General features: G+C 35.8%; 16 protein-coding genes and 1 tRNA gene. 4 read left to right on the forward strand and 13 right to left on the reverse strand.

What is annotated here, in order from left to right; translation table 11 throughout:
* The first annotated feature begins 216 nt into the window (after positions 1 to 216).
* A complete protein-coding gene (locus tag RHO11_07060) occupies positions 217 to 951 on the forward strand; it encodes a class I SAM-dependent methyltransferase (protein ID WVD60269.1) in 735 nt (244 codons plus the stop codon).
* 66 nt (positions 952 to 1,017) lie between these two features.
* Here the strand turns inward: RHO11_07060 and RHO11_07065 are convergent.
* The 3 genes from RHO11_07065 to queA all read right to left on the reverse strand — a co-directional run bounded on the left by RHO11_07065 (position 1,018) and on the right by queA (position 3,760).
* Positions 1,018 to 1,094 (reverse strand) — tRNA-Pro (locus RHO11_07065).
* 191 nt (positions 1,095 to 1,285) lie between these two features.
* Positions 1,286 to 2,422: a tRNA guanosine(34) transglycosylase Tgt gene (gene tgt, locus RHO11_07070; protein WVD60270.1), complete on the reverse strand. Its 1,137-nt coding sequence runs from the start codon at positions 2,420 to 2,422 to the stop codon at positions 1,286 to 1,288.
* 309 nt (positions 2,423 to 2,731) lie between these two features.
* The gene (gene queA, locus RHO11_07075) at positions 2,732 to 3,760 is read right to left on the reverse strand and encodes a tRNA preQ1(34) S-adenosylmethionine ribosyltransferase-isomerase QueA (GenBank protein WVD60271.1); all 1,029 of its coding nucleotides are present in this window, start codon (positions 3,758 to 3,760) and stop codon (positions 2,732 to 2,734) included.
* Positions 3,761 to 3,944: 184 nt separating this feature from the next.
* On the opposite strand from queA, the gene RHO11_07080 reads away from it, so the two are divergent.
* Positions 3,945 to 4,691, forward strand: a complete 747-nt coding sequence (locus RHO11_07080; GenBank protein WVD60272.1) for a M48 family metallopeptidase — start codon at positions 3,945 to 3,947, stop codon at positions 4,689 to 4,691.
* A 71-nt stretch (positions 4,692 to 4,762) separates the two neighbouring features.
* Here RHO11_07080 and ffh read toward each other — a convergent pair whose 3' ends face one another.
* A complete protein-coding gene (ffh, locus tag RHO11_07085) occupies positions 4,763 to 6,142 on the reverse strand; it encodes a signal recognition particle protein (protein WVD60273.1) in 1,380 nt (459 codons plus the stop codon).
* A gap of 133 nt (positions 6,143 to 6,275) precedes the next feature.
* Between ffh and RHO11_07090 the strand changes: the two genes are divergently transcribed.
* Positions 6,276 to 6,845 carry a hypothetical protein gene (locus tag RHO11_07090; protein ID WVD60274.1) on the forward strand — a complete coding sequence of 190 codons (570 nt, stop codon included), beginning with the start codon at positions 6,276 to 6,278 and terminating at the stop codon, positions 6,843 to 6,845.
* A 139-nt stretch (positions 6,846 to 6,984) separates the two neighbouring features.
* Here RHO11_07090 and RHO11_07095 read toward each other — a convergent pair whose 3' ends face one another.
* The 8 genes from RHO11_07095 to dusA all read right to left on the reverse strand — a co-directional run bounded on the left by RHO11_07095 (position 6,985) and on the right by dusA (position 16,652).
* Positions 6,985 to 7,827 (reverse strand): aldo/keto reductase, encoded by an 843-nt coding sequence (locus RHO11_07095; protein WVD60275.1) that lies wholly within the window; start codon positions 7,825 to 7,827, stop codon positions 6,985 to 6,987.
* Between the two features lie 122 nt (positions 7,828 to 7,949).
* Positions 7,950 to 10,811, reverse strand: a complete 2,862-nt coding sequence (gene ptrA / locus RHO11_07100) for a pitrilysin (GenBank protein ID WVD60276.1) — start codon at positions 10,809 to 10,811, stop codon at positions 7,950 to 7,952.
* Between the two features lie 38 nt (positions 10,812 to 10,849).
* On the reverse strand, positions 10,850 to 11,794 hold the full coding sequence (locus RHO11_07105) for a phosphatidate cytidylyltransferase (protein WVD60277.1): 945 nt from the start codon (positions 11,792 to 11,794) through the stop codon (positions 10,850 to 10,852).
* Complete coding sequence (locus RHO11_07110) at positions 11,791 to 12,411, reverse strand: lysophospholipid acyltransferase family protein (GenBank protein WVD60278.1); 621 nt, start codon at positions 12,409 to 12,411, stop codon at positions 11,791 to 11,793. The genes RHO11_07105 and RHO11_07110 overlap by 4 nt, the downstream gene beginning before the upstream one ends.
* On the reverse strand, positions 12,356 to 13,108 hold the full coding sequence (locus RHO11_07115) for a CDP-alcohol phosphatidyltransferase family protein (protein ID WVD60279.1): 753 nt from the start codon (positions 13,106 to 13,108) through the stop codon (positions 12,356 to 12,358). The genes RHO11_07110 and RHO11_07115 overlap by 56 nt, the downstream gene beginning before the upstream one ends.
* A 25-nt stretch (positions 13,109 to 13,133) precedes the next feature.
* Positions 13,134 to 14,726, reverse strand: a complete 1,593-nt coding sequence (gene prfC / locus RHO11_07120) for a peptide chain release factor 3 (GenBank protein ID WVD60280.1) — start codon at positions 14,724 to 14,726, stop codon at positions 13,134 to 13,136.
* A 186-nt stretch (positions 14,727 to 14,912) separates the two neighbouring features.
* Positions 14,913 to 15,668, reverse strand: coding sequence for a TatD family hydrolase (locus tag RHO11_07125; GenBank protein WVD60281.1), 756 nt, complete (start codon positions 15,666 to 15,668; stop codon positions 14,913 to 14,915).
* Between the two features lie 3 nt (positions 15,669 to 15,671).
* Positions 15,672 to 16,652: a tRNA dihydrouridine(20/20a) synthase DusA gene (dusA, locus tag RHO11_07130; GenBank protein ID WVD60282.1), complete on the reverse strand. Its 981-nt coding sequence runs from the start codon at positions 16,650 to 16,652 to the stop codon at positions 15,672 to 15,674.
* Between the two features lie 160 nt (positions 16,653 to 16,812).
* Between dusA and RHO11_07135 the strand changes: the two genes are divergently transcribed.
* Entirely contained in the window at positions 16,813 to 17,898 is a 1,086-nt protein-coding gene (locus tag RHO11_07135) for a site-specific integrase (GenBank protein WVD60283.1), read from the forward strand.
* A gap of 182 nt (positions 17,899 to 18,080) precedes the next feature.
* Here RHO11_07135 and RHO11_07140 read toward each other — a convergent pair whose 3' ends face one another.
* The gene (locus RHO11_07140) at positions 18,081 to 18,473 is read right to left on the reverse strand and encodes a hypothetical protein (GenBank protein ID WVD60284.1); all 393 of its coding nucleotides are present in this window, start codon (positions 18,471 to 18,473) and stop codon (positions 18,081 to 18,083) included.
* Between the last annotated feature and the right edge of the window lie 109 nt (positions 18,474 to 18,582).

An 18,582-nucleotide genomic window follows, 5' to 3' on the forward strand; every position in this document is an offset into this window, starting at 1 on the left:
CCCAATAAAATAGAAGCTTTTTTTAGTAAAACTTAAAAAATAACTTAATCACTTAATTTTAAATAATATTTTATATAAACGGATTATCATTATTTGATAATAAAAGAAATAATTTACGTCTACATACCAATATCGAGTTTATTTTAACCAGTAAATTGAGTTAAACTGTTTAGCATATAAAAATTAAGTTAATAAAATAGTTGAGACATATCACTTATGCAAGATAATGTTTACGATGTATTAGCAGAAAATGAGGAGCAACATTGGTGGGCCGTCGGTCGCCGCGCGATATTACATAGCACACTAACATCAATGAATATCCCACCTAATGCAGAAATTTTAGAAGTTGGTGCCGGTACTGGTGGTAATATATCAATGTTACAATCTTTCGGTAATGTTACTGTGCTTGAAGGCAATCCAAATGGCTTGAAATACCTTCGCACCAAAAATCAAGTATCGATCCTTGAAGGATATTTACCGGATACCACCGCATTAAGCAATAAACAGTTTGATTTGATTGTGCTATTTGATGTTTTAGAACATATCGAAAATGATCATCAAGCTCTAGTTGCCTTACAAAAGCACTTAAAACCCGGTGGGAAAATGTTATTTTCGGTTCCTGCCTTTCCGATGTTATGGAGCCACCATGATGTGGTTAATCAGCATTTTCGTCGCTACACTAAATCCACATTGCGGCGCGTATTTGCAGAGTCAGGATTAGAGGTTAAGCGAATCAGTTATTTCAACTTTTTTCTTTTCCCTGTTATTACAGTTATTCGGGGTATTTATAATTTATTTGGTATTAAAGGACATGATCAAGAGGGAATGCCTAGTCCAGTAGTCAATAATATATTAACTAAATTATTTGCGAGTGAAAAATTTCTCTTACGTTATATTAATCTGCCTTTTGGCATATCACTATTTGCAATTATTGATAAACAAAAACAGTAGCGGTCTCGATTGGTGATCTATTTGGCATAAAAAAACCCCGCTCAAAGAGCAGGGTTTTTCTATATTTGGTCGGCGAGAGAGGATTCGAACCTCCGACCCACTGGTCCCAAACCAGTTGCGCTACCAAGCTGCGCTACTCGCCGAAAATTTTCACTATCATCTGTTCCCAACTTAGATAGATTTAACGAGAGAACAAATATCATCCTGACATCATATTAAATAAACCATTTACATGACTTTATTTAATTAGTTAGCTCTCTTCGTTAGGATGCGAATAATACTGTGCTATGATTAAACTGTCAATAGCTCAGTAAAAAATTCCAATAAAAAATTACTAATCGTTCAGTTTAGTCGGCGTTTTACCAATACGTTGATAAAATTCCACCACAAAATCTTCATAGCGATGATCAGCAATTGCTTGACGAATCTCGGCCATTAAACGTTGGTAGTAACGTAAATTATGAATAGTATTCAAGCGTGCACCTAAGATTTCACCGCATTTATCTAAATGATGTAAATACGCTTTAGTATAATTTTTACAAGTATAACAGTCACATTCAGCATCAAGTGGTGATGTATCATCTTTATACTTAGCATTACGAATTTTTATAACGCCTTCAGTAACAAACAAATGACCATTACGAGCATTACGCGTTGGCATCACACAGTCAAACATATCAATACCACGTCTAACCCCTTCAACCAAATCTTCTGGTTTACCAACCCCCATTAAATAACGCGGTTTATCAGCAGGCAATTGTGGACAAGTTCCCTCTAAAATACGATGCATATCAGCTTTAGGCTCACCAACGGCAAGACCACCAACAGCATAGCCATCAAAACCGATTTCGGTTAATACTTTGACAGAAATATCACGTAACTCTTGATGGACACCACCTTGCACAATACCAAATAGTGCATTTTTATTACCGAGTTCATCAAAACGATCTCGACTACGTTTGGCCCAACGTAATGACATCTCCATCGAGCGCTTAACATAATCCCATTCAGCAGGATAAGGTGCACATTCATCAAAAATCATGACAATATCGGAACCTAAATCGTACTGAATCTCCATAGAAATCTCAGGTGATAAAAAGATCGCATCGCCATTAATAGGATTACGAAAATGCACACCTTCTTCTTTGATTTTACGAATGTCGCCTAAACTAAAAACCTGAAAACCACCAGAATCGGTTAAAATTGGCCCGTGCCACTGCATAAAATCATGCAAATCGCCATGCTGGCGCATAATCTCTTGACCAGGTCTTAACCAGAGATGAAAAGTATTACCTAATAGAATTTGCGCCCCTGTTGCAGCGACTTCTTCGGGGGTCATCCCTTTTACAGTACCGTAAGTACCAACAGGCATAAATGCAGGTGTCTCAACATGACACTCAACACCGCGTCGATCAAAAGTCATTCTACCACGACGAGCGCGGCCATCGGTTGTATCTAATTTAAATTTCATAGTTACCTCGCAACCAAATAAACAGTTTGGCGCTATTATTATTTAGTCTAATATTATGTATAGAATATGGTGTAATATTAAAAAACACCTTAAATTAAGGCGGCTATGATAGCATAGCTCAATGATGAAATAAAAAGTAAAAAGAGTTCGATTAAATAACAAGCAATATACTAAATAAGTTTACCAAATACCAACAACAAAATAGCGACAATCATCAAAGATTCAAACTTGAAAAATCAATAGCTTAAATCATCAATAACAGAAAGTACTCATTATCGAATATAGGCTAAACCGACAATGAGTAACCAACTATTTTTTAGTAATAAACATAGCATCACCGTAACTAAAAAAGCGAAACTGCTGTTCAACGGCAAAATGATAAGCTTGCATAACATGTTCATAGCCAGCAAAGGCAGATACCAACATAATTAATGTTGATTCGGGTAAATGAAAATTAGTAATTAGGACATCGATTACATTAAATTGATATCCTGGATAGATAAAAATACGCGTATCGGCAAAAAACAGCGCAATTTGCCCAGTCTGTTGTGCCGCACTCTCTAAAGCGCGAACAGATGTTGTTCCGACGGCAACTACTCGGTTACCTCGTGCTTTACAAGCTTGCACTGCGTCAACAACATCTTGGGATACCTGTGCATACTCAGCATGCATCACATGTTCTTCAATACTATCAACTCTAACCGGTTGAAATGTTCCAGCTCCAACATGTAAAGTCACAAAAGCAAATTCAATACCTTTTTTCTTTAATGCAGCAAGCAAAGGCTCATCAAAATGTAAACCAGCAGTTGGAGCGGCAACGGCGCCAGGAACTTTATTATAGACCGTTTGATAGACTTCGCGATCTTGCTCTTCATCGGCCCTATCGATATAAGGAGGAAGAGGAATATGCCCGATTTTATCTAAAATTGTTAGTACATCTGTTGGGAACTGTAATTCAAATAGCGTATCATGACGAGCTAACATAGTAAGTTCAATATTCCCCTCATCACCGAGTAAAATCACGGTTCCTTCTTTTGGGGACTTAGAGGCTTTCACGTGAGCAAGTACACGATTGTTGTCTAAAATACGCTCAACTAAGATTTCGACTTTTCCTCCTGACGCTTTTTGTCCATATAAACGTGCAGGAATAACTCGAGTATTATTAAATACTAATAAATCACCGGCATTCAGCTGATCTAACACATCAGTAAATACACCTTGAGTTAAACTTCCCGTTTTACCATCTAAAGAGAGTAAGCGACACTCACTACGGACTTTAGTTGGGTATCGTGCAATTAATTCATCGGGTAACTCAAAAGCGAAATCAGAAAGCTGCATAATCAAACTCTTTAACTATCATTAAGTAGAAATTGCGGGCTAGTCTAATAGTCAGATTATAATCATGCAAGAATAAATTTCTTATTGTGCTAACAAAATTGTATTTAATAAATCAATAAATTTATTTAGAATGAGTGCATAAAAAATCTACCACTCATAACGATAAAATCAAAGGATATAAACAATGAAATTAAAATTTATCGCTGCTAGCCTATTTGCATTAAGTTTGTCAGCTTGCCAAACGAATGGCTCTAACTTACTTGATCTTGGTTCTCAATCAGTACAAATCGCAATGTTAAGTGATGCAGATGTAAAAACATTAAGTGATCAGTCATGTGAACAAATGGATGCTCAATCAACTGTTGCACCAAGTAATAATGCTTATACCGTGCGTTTAAATAAAATTACCCAAAGCCTTGGTAATGAAATTAATGGAACTAAAATAAATTATAAAGTCTATTTGACCAATGATGTCAATGCATGGGCAATGGCTAATGGCTGCGTTCGAGTGTATAGCGGTTTAATGGATAAAATGACTGATAATGAAATCCAAGGAGTTCTTGGACATGAACTTGGTCATGTAGCTTTAGGTCATAGTAAAAAATCAATTCAAGTTGCTTATGGTGCACAACTCGCAAGAGGTGCAATTGCCGCTTCATCTAACTCAACAATTGCAGCACTGACTCAGTCCCAGTTAGGGGATTTAGCCGAAAATGTGATTAATGCTCAATTTTCACAAAAACAAGAGACTGCCGCAGATAATTATTCGTTCGATTTCTTAGTACAAAAAGGTATTGATCCAATTGGAATTGCAACTGCCTTTGAAAAATTAGGTGGTGGTGAAGCCTCACTATTAAGTACTCACCCTGCATCAAGTGATCGTGCAAACAATATCCGAACTAAAATTGCACAACTGAATAAAAGCAAATAAATGAATTAAAAAAATTGCACACTAAATTTTAGTGTGCAATAAATAATATAACGTTAATCATAACAAGCGACTTAGCGTTTTGGTAATCCACCAAAGCCACCGCCCATACCACCCATCATGCCTTTCATATTACGCATCATCTTCATCATGCCGCCGCCTTTCATTTTTTTCATCATGCGCTGCATATCATCAAACTGTTTGAGTAATTTGTTAACATCTTGGACTTGAGTTCCGGATCCCTGTGCAATGCGACGTTTACGAGATCCTTTAATAATTTCTGGATTTAAACGCTCTTTAAAAGTCATGGAATTAATAATCGCTTCCATTTTAACTGTTACTTTATCATCCATTTGCGATTTAATATGATCAGGTAGTTGTCCCGCCCCTGGCAATTTAGCCAGCATAGCACTCATCCCCCCCATATTACGCATCTGTTTAAGCTGCTCTTGGAAATCATTAAAATCAAATTTATCGCCTTTCTTGATCTTCTTCGCCATCCGTTCGGCTTTTTCACGATCAACCTTGCTTTCCATCTCTTCAATTAAAGAGAGTACATCCCCCATCCCTAAAATACGTGAGGCAATACGATCTGGATAAAATGGCTCTAAAGCGTCCGTTTTTTCTCCCATACCAAGAAACTTAATCGGTTTTCCGGTAATTTGACGAATAGAGAGTGCAGCACCACCTCGGGCATCACCATCAACTTTCGTTAAAATAACACCCGTGAGAGGTAATGCATCATTAAATGCTTTCGCTGTATTTGCAGCATCTTGACCTGTCATCGCATCAACGACAAACAGTGTTTCAATTGGATTAATGGCTTGATGTAATGCTTTAATTTCATCCATCATTTCGCCATCAACATGTAAACGTCCAGCGGTATCGACAATCAATACATCAAAAAATTGTAATTTAGCGTGAGAAATCGCCTTATTGACAATATCAATTGGTTTTTGATTAATATCGGATGGGAAAAACTCCACATTAATTGCATTAGCTAAAGTTTCTAACTGCTTAATCGCCGCAGGACGATATACGTCAGCAGATACAACTAATACTTTCTTTTTCTGTTTTTCTTTTAAAAATTTTGCTAGTTTTGCAACACTCGTCGTTTTACCAGCACCTTGCAAGCCCGCCATTAACATGACAGCAGGAGGCTGTGTTGCTAAATTTAACGAACTATTCTGTTCACCCATTGCAGTGGTCAGTTCTTGTTGAACTATTTTGATGAACTCTTGGCCTGGCGTTAAACTCTTATTGACATCCAAGCCGATAGCTTTTTCTTTAACTTGGCTAATAAAATCACGCACAACAGGTAGTGCAACATCCGCTTCAAGTAGCGCCATTCGGACATCGCGTAAAGCATCTTTAATATTATCTTCAGTCAGTCTACCACGACCACTGATATTACGCAGAGTCTGAGACAATCGATCGGTTAGATTTTCAAACATAATTTTCTCAATAAATATAAAAAAGTATTGGTATAATGATAACAGAAATTTATAATGATTGGTGATGTGATTTAGTATAACAATCACATATTTTCCACTATTTTAATAAAAATAATAATGTTAAGGAACGATAATGATGTCAGAAAATCAAATGCCAAATCCCAAAGTAGATGTAGAACGAGTTAACGAGATTAAAAAAGCAAGTTTTTGGGTTAGCCAACTATTCATTATAATTGCAACAGTTGTTGGGGTCTATTTAGCGGCATCTCAAGGTTATAAACAAGCGATTCAATTTGAAAATATGACTAGCTATAAAGAGGGTTACTATTTACAAAAATCACTACAATATGAATTACAAGATAATGTAACTATCTTAAAAGATTACATGACTAAGATTCAAAATGGTAATTATTATGGTGCGCGTAATGAATCATTAGATTTTTATACTTTAGTATGGGAAAACATGAAGTTTTCAAGTACTACACTTTCAACTCCGCCAGATCTATTACGTCAAGCACAGCAGTTTTATCGAGAAGTTGCAAAATTGCATGATAGTATCGCGAAAAGTGATATCTCAGTACCAAACGGTGTGAAAAAGCTACAAGAACAAATTGATATCGTTGAACAAAGTTTGATTCCTGCACTAGAAAAAAGTACAGACCAAATAAAAGCAGAACTTAGTGGTACTGATATTATTCTATAATAAAATTACAACTAAAATAGACTATTATCATTTAACGATTACAGTAAGAAATAGTAAAAACCCCATTTATTGGGGTTTTTTATTGATTAAATATCACTGACTGTTATCAATTTGATAATAGAACAATTAAAAAGCGCCGTTAAAAACCATTTTTCTTATATACATGATCAGGATTTGGACCAAGACGTAAATTTTGGTTTAGCTCATCAATACTTTGTATTTCAGCGTCAGTTAATGTAAAGTCAAAAATATTGGCATTATCAGTAATACGTGCAGGATTACTCGATTTAGGAATCGCAATATAGCCTTTTTGCATATGCCAACGCAAAGTAATTTGGCTAGCGGTTTTATGATATTTTTTAGCTAAATCAATTAATCGTTGTTCTTCGTTGACTTTACCTTGCGCAAGTGGTGACCATGCTTCAATTGCGATATTATCTTGGCGCAAATATTGCACCTGACGCTCTTGGGTAAAATAGGGATGCAATTCAATCTGATCGATCATCGGTTTAATATTGGCTTTAGTCGCTAAGAGTTCAAGATGAGAAATAGTAAAATTACATACCCCTATCGCTTTTGCCGCTTTTTGTTCATAAATATATTCTAAAGCCTGCCATGTTTCAAAAAAGCTATTACTGAGTGGCCAATGCACTAAAAATAGATCAATATAATCAATCTGTAAATCTGTCAGCACCTGATCAAAAGCGCGTAATGTCTGATCATATCCTTGATTAGTATTATTGACTTTAGACGTTATCATATAGTCCTGACGTTGATAACCGCTATTTTTTAGTGCTGTACCTAATGCTTGTTCATTATTATATAATTGAGCCGTATCAAACGAACGAAATCCAACCTTTAATGCTTGATCAACCGCAATAGTCATTTCCGCTTGCTCAACGATTTTATAGGTACCAAAACCTAACATAGGTAAAGAAACGTATTCATTCAGCTTAATCATCGAAGATAATGATAATGTCATAACAATCTCCTAATCAATATGCATAATTCAGTAACAGCTAGCGAAGGCCTTTTCAATCCGAACCCTATTTTTACACTATAATCATACTCTACAGCAAGATTATAACGAAGTAAGGTCATCAATTAATCTGTTAATAATCTATTTTGTAAATCTTGTGCACCTTGATATTGTGTTAAACCGGTTACGGAATTAACAGTATTATTCGGCTGATTACCTAAGACTTGTGAAGCCAAAACTAAACCATCTTGATCAATAACCGCTTTTTGATAAAATTCAATCAATTCTGCTTTTTTCAAAAGTGATAGTCTTGCAATCTTCTGCTCTCTTGAGTCAAAACTGAATAAATCATTAGAATAATCGACAAAATAAGAAGCAAACTCTTCATTTAGCGTTTGCGGGGGCATGAGCATTTCATCAATGACCGCTTTACGATACTGTTCAAATTCACTATTGCTAAGTGCATTAAGTTTAGCAAGAATCGTTGGATAAAATGCTTTATAACGACCATTTAAATAAGCCGGATCATATTGATTACTCTGAATTAAAAATCCAATTCCAGAGCTATCGCCAATATTAACCGGCAATGAAAATACCGCATACCCCAACTGTTCTTGGCTTCTTAGTTGATCATAAAACCAAGGTGAAATGATTTTATAAAGTAAATAGCTTGCTACTCGGCTCGTTGTTTTATCGTACCCTTTAGGTACAAAGCCCATTAATAAAGCATTATCGGTACTATTCGCATTTTGGCTAATCAGCACATCACGATCTTGCGCGATCTGAATCTGCTTATCAGTTGTATAGCTGGTTGTAGCATCTAAATTATCTTTGACATTTTTATAAAAATCATAAGATTGAGAATATGGCAAATTACCGACCGATAACATATATGGTACAGAATGAACCATTAATTTATCCCGGTATTGAATAAGATCGTCCAAACTTATTGAAGAAAGTTCATCTCTTCGTTGTTCTCGTTCCACATAATGTGCTGTTGATAACGCATTAACAGGTTGTAACGCTAACTGATAACTACGAGCATGATCTGCCGTTGCCAGCTGCTCTAAATACCACGATTTGGCTAAATCGAGTTTTTCTTGGTTAATGTCAAACTCTCGATAAGTATTAATAACATCGCCGACGACATCAGTAAGATGCTGATTAAAACCACTTGCTTGAATCATTAAACCAGAATCAGCTTGAGTACTCACATTAATACCCGCAACAGCTGTTTGAAAACGGAATGTAGCTAACTCTCGATTGGCTAAATAATCAAGTAAATTGAATAACACTTGATTCTTACCAGTGCTTAATGCCCAATCATTACGTAACGATAGCGCAATAACCGCCTTAGGTTCATCCGCAAAGTAGTCACTAAAGAAATGAAAATGGTTACCATGGGAATTAAATTGACCATTCTTGTTACTCGCAGCCGTAGCTTCTGGGATGATAAATTCAGTAGGAATATAGCGATTCAAGCTTGGCAGTTGTAATTGGCTATCAACTATTTTCGCAGCTAATAGCTCTGGTTGGCTAATATTTTCGATCTGATAAGGTGCATCGACAAAATAAGCAACTTTATCGGCAGGTTGATTAGGTGCAATTACCCAAATCCTTGCCTTATTTGGCTTTAATGATGCTAATCGTTCTTCAATCGCTTTTTTATCAAAGTGAGTAGCAACATTGTCAGCATCAAGAATATGCTGTGCAGGATAAAATAGCATTTTATCAGATAGATCTTCGACATAAGACATATCTCGAGTGATATCAGGATATTTAAAATCTAGAGCAAGAACGTTATGAAGTTCATCGTAATAGCGTGAATCAACATTATTTTCAAGTAACTGCAGATAATTAAAAATAGCATTAATGACTTGTTCTTTTTCTGCCAGACCGCGATCAGTTAATGTGACATAGATACCAAATACGCCACTATTACCATAGCGAATTGGATCACTACTTGCGCTAATCGATTCGATAAGTCCCTGTTTTTGTAATAAATCAAATAAGGTATTTTGGCTACGATTACTGATCATATAGCTAATATACTCATCACTTTTATCTGCAAATTTAGCTAGATTATTCTCTATTGAAAATTGCAGATAGAGTATTTTTTTCGGTTGAGCTGGTTGCATATAGATCCATTTACCTAAAGTATCTGGCGTTAATGCAACTTGTGAAGTTTGCTCGACAACTACTGATTTATTTTTGATTTTACCAAAGGTATCAACAGCCAGTTCAGCTAATTGTGGTAAAGATTTATCACTATATAAAACACCGACCATAATATTGGCTGAATAGTTATTATTATAAAATGACTCTAATCCAGTTTGTAATTTACTATTTGGTTTATCACTCAATGTTTCAAGATTTCCACCTGAAAACATCGCTGCTGGATGCTCTTGGTTCATCGTTTCGGAATCGACTTGACCAATTCTAAAACCATCATTAGAACGTGCCATCGTCAGTTCAGCATTAACTGCATTACGCTCTTTATCAGCATTGATCTCATTAAGTAATGGTTCAGCAATCGCATCAGCTAAGCGATCTAAAGCACCATTAAATGCATTATTTTCAACTTCAAAATAAAATGCTGTACGATAAGCTGCCGTACTAGCATTATAGCTACCTGAATGTTGCGCTAAATATTCAGAAAAACTAGATGGTTCGGGATATTTCTTAGAGCCCATTAACACCATATGCTCAGTATAATGTGCTAATCCTTGTTGCAACTTAGGATCGTGTAAAGAACCGACAGGTAATGCTAAAGAGGCTAAAGATTTAACAGCATGACTATCTGAAATTAGTAGTACTTTCATCTGATTCGCCAGCGTAATTAATTGATATTGGCGATCATCTCGTTCGCTCTTATTAATTGTTTCGTTGGAAACCGTATAAGGCTTAACTTCATTTGCATATACAGTGCTTACACTAAATAACACACCAATAAAATAGACAACTAAAAAGAGATATTTATTTTTCATAAAAACTTACCGATACGTTGATGATTACAATTAAGTCGTTAATACCAAAAATAACGTACAATATGGAAGAAAACTGGTGCAGCAAAGCACAGTGAATCAATTCTATCCATCATACCACCATGGCCATCAATAATAGCACCAAAATCTTTTACACCGCGATCTCGTTTGATAGCAGACATACAGAGTCCACCACAAAAACCAAGTAATGTCAGTAATGCGGAAATCAATCCTGCTTGCCAAAAAGTAAATGGAGTTATCCACCACAATAGTGAACCAATCAATGTTGCAGATAAAATACCACCGATAAAGCCCTCTACTGTTTTATTCGGACTTAATTTAGGTACAATCGCATGGCGGCCAAACAGTTTACCAAAGACATATTGCAAAACATCAGACAGTTGAACCACAATAACTAAGAACATAATTAGTTTGATATTTTGGCTATGATCGTTACCGCAATTTAATAAAAGTAAAGCTGGAATATAGCTGATACAGTACACAGCAATCATCATACTCCACTGAATTTTAGCAACACGACCTAAAAAGTCGATAGAATTACCATTGATAGCAATACGAGTTGCAATAAATAAAAAGACAAAAACGGGAATAAAAATAGCAAATAAGCCATACCAATTAAATCCAATTAACAGATATTGTATTGGTAGAAAGATAAAAAAACACCAGAATAATGCTTGATGATCTGCTAACTGAGTCGGCGTTAAAGTGATACATTCGCGTAAAGCAAAAAAGGAGATAAAGACAAATAGAATTAAGGTTCCAATCGTGCCAATAAGTATTGCTATTAATAACAGCACACTCATTACCCACCAAGCATTAATTCGTTGATTCAAATTATCAATCGTCTTTTGATTGCGATCATTACGACAGACCTTAGCGATAATTTGTCCGACAATACTAGCAAAAATTAACAAACCAAAAATACAAGCAAGTAATAATTGTAAATCGTGATCAGTAAAAATCATGGTGCTAGCTCCTCTAACGCCTGTTTAGCCCTAGTCAAAAAGCTATTTTTAGTTTCACCTTCATTTAATGGTTGAATCGGTTCACCAAATGTTGCATAACAAATAATTGGTACTAATAACTTTGATCCTTTCGGCAAAACTCGGTTTAAATTACTCAAATAAACAGGAACCATTTCTATTTGTGGAAATTGCTTAGCTAAATAAAATAATCCACATTTAAAATCAGCGATCTGTTCGCCACTACCTCGAGTACCTTCCGGGAACAGAATTAATGATTGATATTGAGATAAAATATTTTCGAGCACATTAAGGGGGTTATCTTGGCTGCGGGGCTTACGAGTAATCAAGATAGAATTAAAGACATCCTCAGCAATAAACCGTTTAAGTCGACTCTTACCCCAATAATCTTTAGCCGCCACAGGATGGATAGTATTACGTAAATTGGCAGGGAAACAGGACCAAAGAACGATCCCATCAAGATGACTTGAATGATTAGCATAATAAATTCTAACTCGGTTCGTCGGTGGACTAAGCCACCGAGCCTGAACACCCGTAATTAATTTACAGCTTATCAATAAAAATACGCGGAAAATCCCCGCTAATAATCTCTTCATCATCACGACCATCCACTTCTTGCTCAATCGGCAAGTTATTATCCCGTTGTTGGTTATTAAGAGCTAATGCAATATGATATGTTCGCCAAATAACCGTTAGTAATGAACCAATCACAATAGCCCATAAACAAATGTATAATACCCAGTGACCATAAAATGGAACAAATATTGATGCCGCACTACCCGCAGTCAGGACCGCCATTCGGTGCTGTTTAGCCATTGGGCCAAGGAATTGTTGTGTAAGTCCGCAAGTTCCCCCCAATAAACGCACATAAGCTGTCATCACTGAAAATAATGCCGCAGCCCATCCTAAATAAGCCGCCCAATCAAACATCCATAAACCATAGCTTACGCCTAAAAAAATAATAGTATCAGAAATTCGATCAGGTAATTCGTTATAAATTGCACCAACAGGGCTTTTTTGACCACCTTCAATGGCAACCATTCCATCAAGTAAATTGCAAATAAGTCGAGATTGAATAGCAAGCACAGCTAATATAAAAAACAGTATCGATACCCAATAATGATCAAAATAGAACATTAGTAAAAATGCAATACCAGCAATTTCACTACAAATAATACTAAAAAGTGAAATATCATTGGGTATAACGTTCTTTTGCTTAAGCCAACTCGCCGCACCAATCGCCCAACGAGAATCACGGGAACGTAGGGGGCGGCGGTTTTTGATCTCTTCGCTCATATCAACTCTCGATAACGATAATCTATTAATGTTCTCGTGTTTTTCTGAAGATAACTTCAGGATAACGTTCTTGTGTTAAGTTCAAATTCACCATACTTGGGGCAATATAACTTAAGTTATCACCGCCATCTAATGCTAAGTTTACTTCACATTTGCGCTTAAACTCTTCCAGTTTTTTTACATCATTACACTCAACCCAACGAGCTGTAGTGACGTTAACTGTCTCATAAATTGCTTCAACATTGTACTCTGATTTCAGACGGGCAACGACCACATCAAACTGCAGCACCCCAACCGCACCAACAATTAAATCATTGTTCATTAACGGTCTAAAAACTTGCACAGCACCCTCTTCTGAAAGCTGAACCAAGCCTTTTAATAGCTGTTTTTGTTTCAATGGATCTTTTAAACGAATTCGACGGAATAGTTCTGGTGCAAAATTTGGGATCCCCGTAAATTTAAGATCTTCACCTTGAGTAAAGGTATCACCAATTTGAATAGTTCCATGATTATGTAAACCGATAATATCACCGGCATAAGCCTCTTCAACATGTTCACGATCGCCTGCCATAAAAGTTAGCGCATCAGAAATAGTGACATCTTTACCGATACGAACATGACGTAGTTTCATACTTTTTTCGTATTTACCCGACACAATACGCATAAAGGCGACTCGGTCACGATGTTTGGGATCCATATTGGCTTGAATTTTAAAGACAAAACCACTAAATTTTTCTTCAGTTGCTGTCACTTCTCGTTTATCAGTTTTACGAGGTTGAGGAGTTGGAGCCCATTCAGTTAAACCATCTAACATATGATCAACACCAAAATTACCTAGTGCCGTCCCAAAAAATACAGGAGTCAAATCACCAGATAAAAATGCTTCTAACTCAAACTCATTAGATGCACCTTTCACGAGCTCAAGCTCTTCACGTAACTGCTCAGCTAAGTCCTCACCAACAGCTTTATCAAGCTCTGGATTATTAAGCCCTTTTACGATTCGAACTTCTTGAATGGTATGACCTTTTCCTGATTGATATAAATAGGTTTCATCTTTAGCTAAATGGTAAACCCCTTTAAATAATTTACCACAACCAATTGGCCAAGTAATTGGCGCGCAAATGATATTCAGCTCACTTTCGACTTCATCAAGTAACTCCATCGGGTCACGGATATCACGATCGAGCTTATTCATAAAAGTTAAAATTGGTGTATTGCGTAAACGGGTAACTTCCATCAATTTACGGGTACGATCTTCAACCCCTTTAGCTGCATCAATCACCATTAAACAACTATCAACCGCAGTTAATGTTCGATAAGTATCTTCAGAAAAGTCTTCATGGCCTGGGGTATCAAGTAAATTTACTAAACAATCAGCATATGGGAACTGCATTACAGAGGTCGTGATTGAAATACCACGCTGTTTTTCCATCTCCATCCAGTCAGATTTTGCATGCTGAGCATTAGCGCCTCGCCCTTTTACTGTTCCAGCAGTCTGGATAGCATGACCAAATAATAATACTTTTTCGGTAATGGTGGTTTTACCCGCATCGGGGTGAGAGATGATAGCAAATGTGCGGCGAGTTGCCACTTCGTCTAAATAAGCCTGTTCTGTCATGATGTAGAATAATAAACTGTGCAAAAAAATAATGATTGATCTTAGCAGAAATTAGCTGAAATAGATATCACCTAAAATGAATAGTTTGCGCTTATTATAATAAAGTGAGTTATCTGTATTTCAATAATAAAAATAGGGAGATATCGTGACTAGTTAACTATTTTAATGCCCCAACAATAGTAGGTACTAACTTATCTGCCATAATGCTTTACCATTACGCTGACTGGTCTCAATAATATCGTTCGTACTACACTCAAATAGCTGAGCCAATTGCAAGGCAGAGTTTTTCATCATCGCAGGTTCACCGCGCATATCTTGATAGCACCAAGGACCATCACTTTCTAAGCACAATATCTCTTTAGGCATCTTTTTAACAGTATGTTGATAAACTGCATCATGATTAACTTGCGGTGAGACTGAAATAAACCAACCATTTTCATAGATAGTATGTACTAACTTACTATCGCCAGCAAACCAGTGAAATAAGGCGCGTTTAATTTGATAACGTTGCAAAATGGCGATAGCTTGCCAAGTACTTTCTCCGACACAATGTAGATTAACTGCTAAGTTGAGTTTAGCAGCCAATTGTACAAATTGTTCAAATATCACTAACCCTTGCTGTAATATATGTTTATGCTCATCACTAGCCATCTTACACAAACTAAAATAGGGTAAGCCAATTTCACCAATACCAACCAGCTGGTGTTGATGTTTTTCAATAAGTTCAATAACTCGTGGCAGTTCATGATAGTGATTAAAATGTTCGGGATGGATGCCAAGGCAAATAAAAAGCCCCTCAGAGCATTGCTGTAAATCAATTAGTGCTAAGCAACTTTGGTAATCAGATGCGACGCCAACAACAGTATAATCGGCTAATGCACGCTGTTGCTCTGCTTTGGTTAATTGTTCAAAATGACAATGGTTATCGATGATTTTTTTCATAGACTAATCAATTAAGTTTTGCGATTGTACAAATGATAAGGCTCGATCAACAACTTCAATACCTGCACCTTTTTTATGTGCATTTTCACTAAGATGACGCCGCCACTGTTTAGCCCCTTTTTGACCATTAAAAATGCCTAAAGTATGACGCATAATATGTTTAAGCTGAGTACCTTGTGCTAGTTCTTTTTCGATATAGGGATAAAGTTGTTTAATTGCATCAATAGGATCAATGATAGGACTATTAGCATCAAAAATTTGTTGATCAATATTCGCAAGTAAAATAGGGTTTTGGTATGCTTCTCGACCAACCATTACACCATCTACATGTTTTAGGTGCTCTTTAATCTCATCTAACGTCTTAATCCCCCCGTTTATTGCAATTGTGAGCTGAGGGTAATCTTGTTTAAGCTGATAAACGCGTTCGTAATCAAGAGGTGGAATTTCCCGATTCTCTTTAGGACTTAATCCCGATAACCACGCTTTACGAGCATGCACAATAAATGTAGAACTATAGGGCATCACGGTTTCAATAAACTGACATAAAAATTCATAACTATCGTGTTCATCAATACCAATCCGCGTTTTAACTGTAACAGGAATACTCACTTGATCTTGCATTGCCTTAATACAATCACCAACCAAAGTGGCATTACCCATTAAACAAGCTCCAAACATACCATTTTGTACACGATCAGAAGGGCAACCAACATTTAAGTTAATCTCATTATAACCACGTTGTTCTGCTAATTTTGCACATTTAGCTAACGCCAGCGGATCACTACCACCTAACTGTAAACTAATTGGCTGTTCAGCATCACTAAATGCCAAATAATCACCTTTCCCAAACAAAATAGCTCCAGTTGTCACCATTTCGCTATAAAGTAATGTCTGTTTCGTTAAAATTCGGTGAAAATAGCGACAATGACGATCTGTCCAATCGAGCATCGGTGCAACGGAAAATCTATTAAGTACTGAATTCATTGGTACACCAGTGTTTAATTAAGTTTTTTCTTGATTTTTTCAAATATTATTTTTGCTTATTTTTATCTATTTTGGTATATTTTTTCCTTATCAGGTTCCCTTGCAGGTACCCACATGTATCGGACAAAATTTAATAAGCAAATATAAAGGTGAATAAGCCATGGCGTATTATAGCATAGAGAAACGTGTTCGTGCAGATGGAATACCTAGATATCGTTGTACCGTTCTCGTTAAAGAAAACAGTAAGATCACTTATCGTGAAACAAGAACCTTTAGTAAGCAGCAAATTGCTAAAACTTGGGGGATAAATCAAGTATCCCAAATAGAACAATTCGGGTTCCCACAAAAAAATGATCTAACCAAGCTAAATCTTGGGGACCTATTAAGTAAATATCAATCAGATCCTAATTTAGGTGAAAAAGCCGGTCGAACTAAAAAATATGTTATTCAATTATTAATTGATAGTGATATTGCCAATATAAAATTATCAGAATTGAAAACTCATCATATTGTAGAACACTGTAGACTCCGTGCTATAGGGGGGACTTCTCCAGCTACTATAAGCCATGATATAAGTTATTTGCGATCAGTTTTAGAAGCAGCGAAGCCTATTTATGGTATTGAAATTGATGATACAGTTGTAAAAGATGCTAGACCCTTGTTGATACAGATGAATTTAATAGGTAAAAGCCAGCGTAGAACTAGGCGACCAATTAATAATGAACTTGAATTACTTGTAAAAAAGTTGAAAGAAAGACAATCACATCAATCAGCACATATACCTTTCGTTGATATATTAAATTTTTCTATATTGTCATGTATGCGTATTGGTGAGGTGTGTTCTCTGCGTTGGGAGGACGTTGACTATAACCAAAGAGCTATATTGGTTAGAAACAGAAAAGATCCAAGAAAGAAAATTGGCAATCATATGTTGGTACCATTATTAGGTATGTCATGGGACATATTACAGACTCAATCTAAAGATAATGATTTAATATTTCCGTATAATCCAAGATCAGTTACCGCGGGCTTTCAACGGGTTAGAAATGAGTTAGGTATCCAAGATCTAAGGTATCATGATTTAAGACGAGAAGGAGCCAGTCGTTTACTTGAACAAGGCTTTTCTATTGAGGAGGTAGCTCAAGTAACTGGCCATAAAAATTTACAAACACTTTGGAATATTTACATTAGTTTATTTCCAAATTCATTACATAATAAATTTGAAAAACTTAATCGCGGGAGTTGAACCCGCGTCAATAAAAATATAATACCTTATTTTTTATAAATAAAAATAACATTAGGTATACTCACGTGCAATATACGTACACTTTTTTAAAAAACACCAAAATAGGGAGTTGAACCTGCGTCCGAAATTTAATTTCATGTGGATTTTTAATAATCCGAAATACTACAGTTAGTTACTAATAACTATTTAAATAAATCATTCCAATTAGATTCACTTTTTTCTTGTTCTTTATCCTTAACAATAGCATTTAGATCAATATGTTTCCATTCATTATCATCTTTAATACTTAATGCAATTACATCAACCCCTATCTGATTTAATAAATCATTCTTAGATATATACCCAGTTATTTGAGCATCATGAAACAATGCGGTTACACCACTATATAATGCAACACTATTTAAAAGGATTGATTTAAGATTATAATTATTAATTCTAATTTTTACTGAATTAGGAAAATCATTTACATGATTTGAATCAATTAACCATAAATCATGATCAATAATAACGATGCATCCTTCTACTAATATTATTTCATTATAAACAGGATGACTAACTAATTCTTTTACTGACATCGTTTAATAATAACCCCATTATGATTTAGATTACTTTCTAAAATATCAGCTCTTACTTCCATCGCTCCATTATACGGATCTCGGATCATATAATATCCAACGCCATCAA

The sequence above is a fragment of the Orbaceae bacterium BiB genome, from assembly GCA_036251205.1.
Taxonomy (GTDB): Bacteria; Pseudomonadota; Gammaproteobacteria; order Enterobacterales; family Orbaceae; genus Orbus; species Orbus mooreae.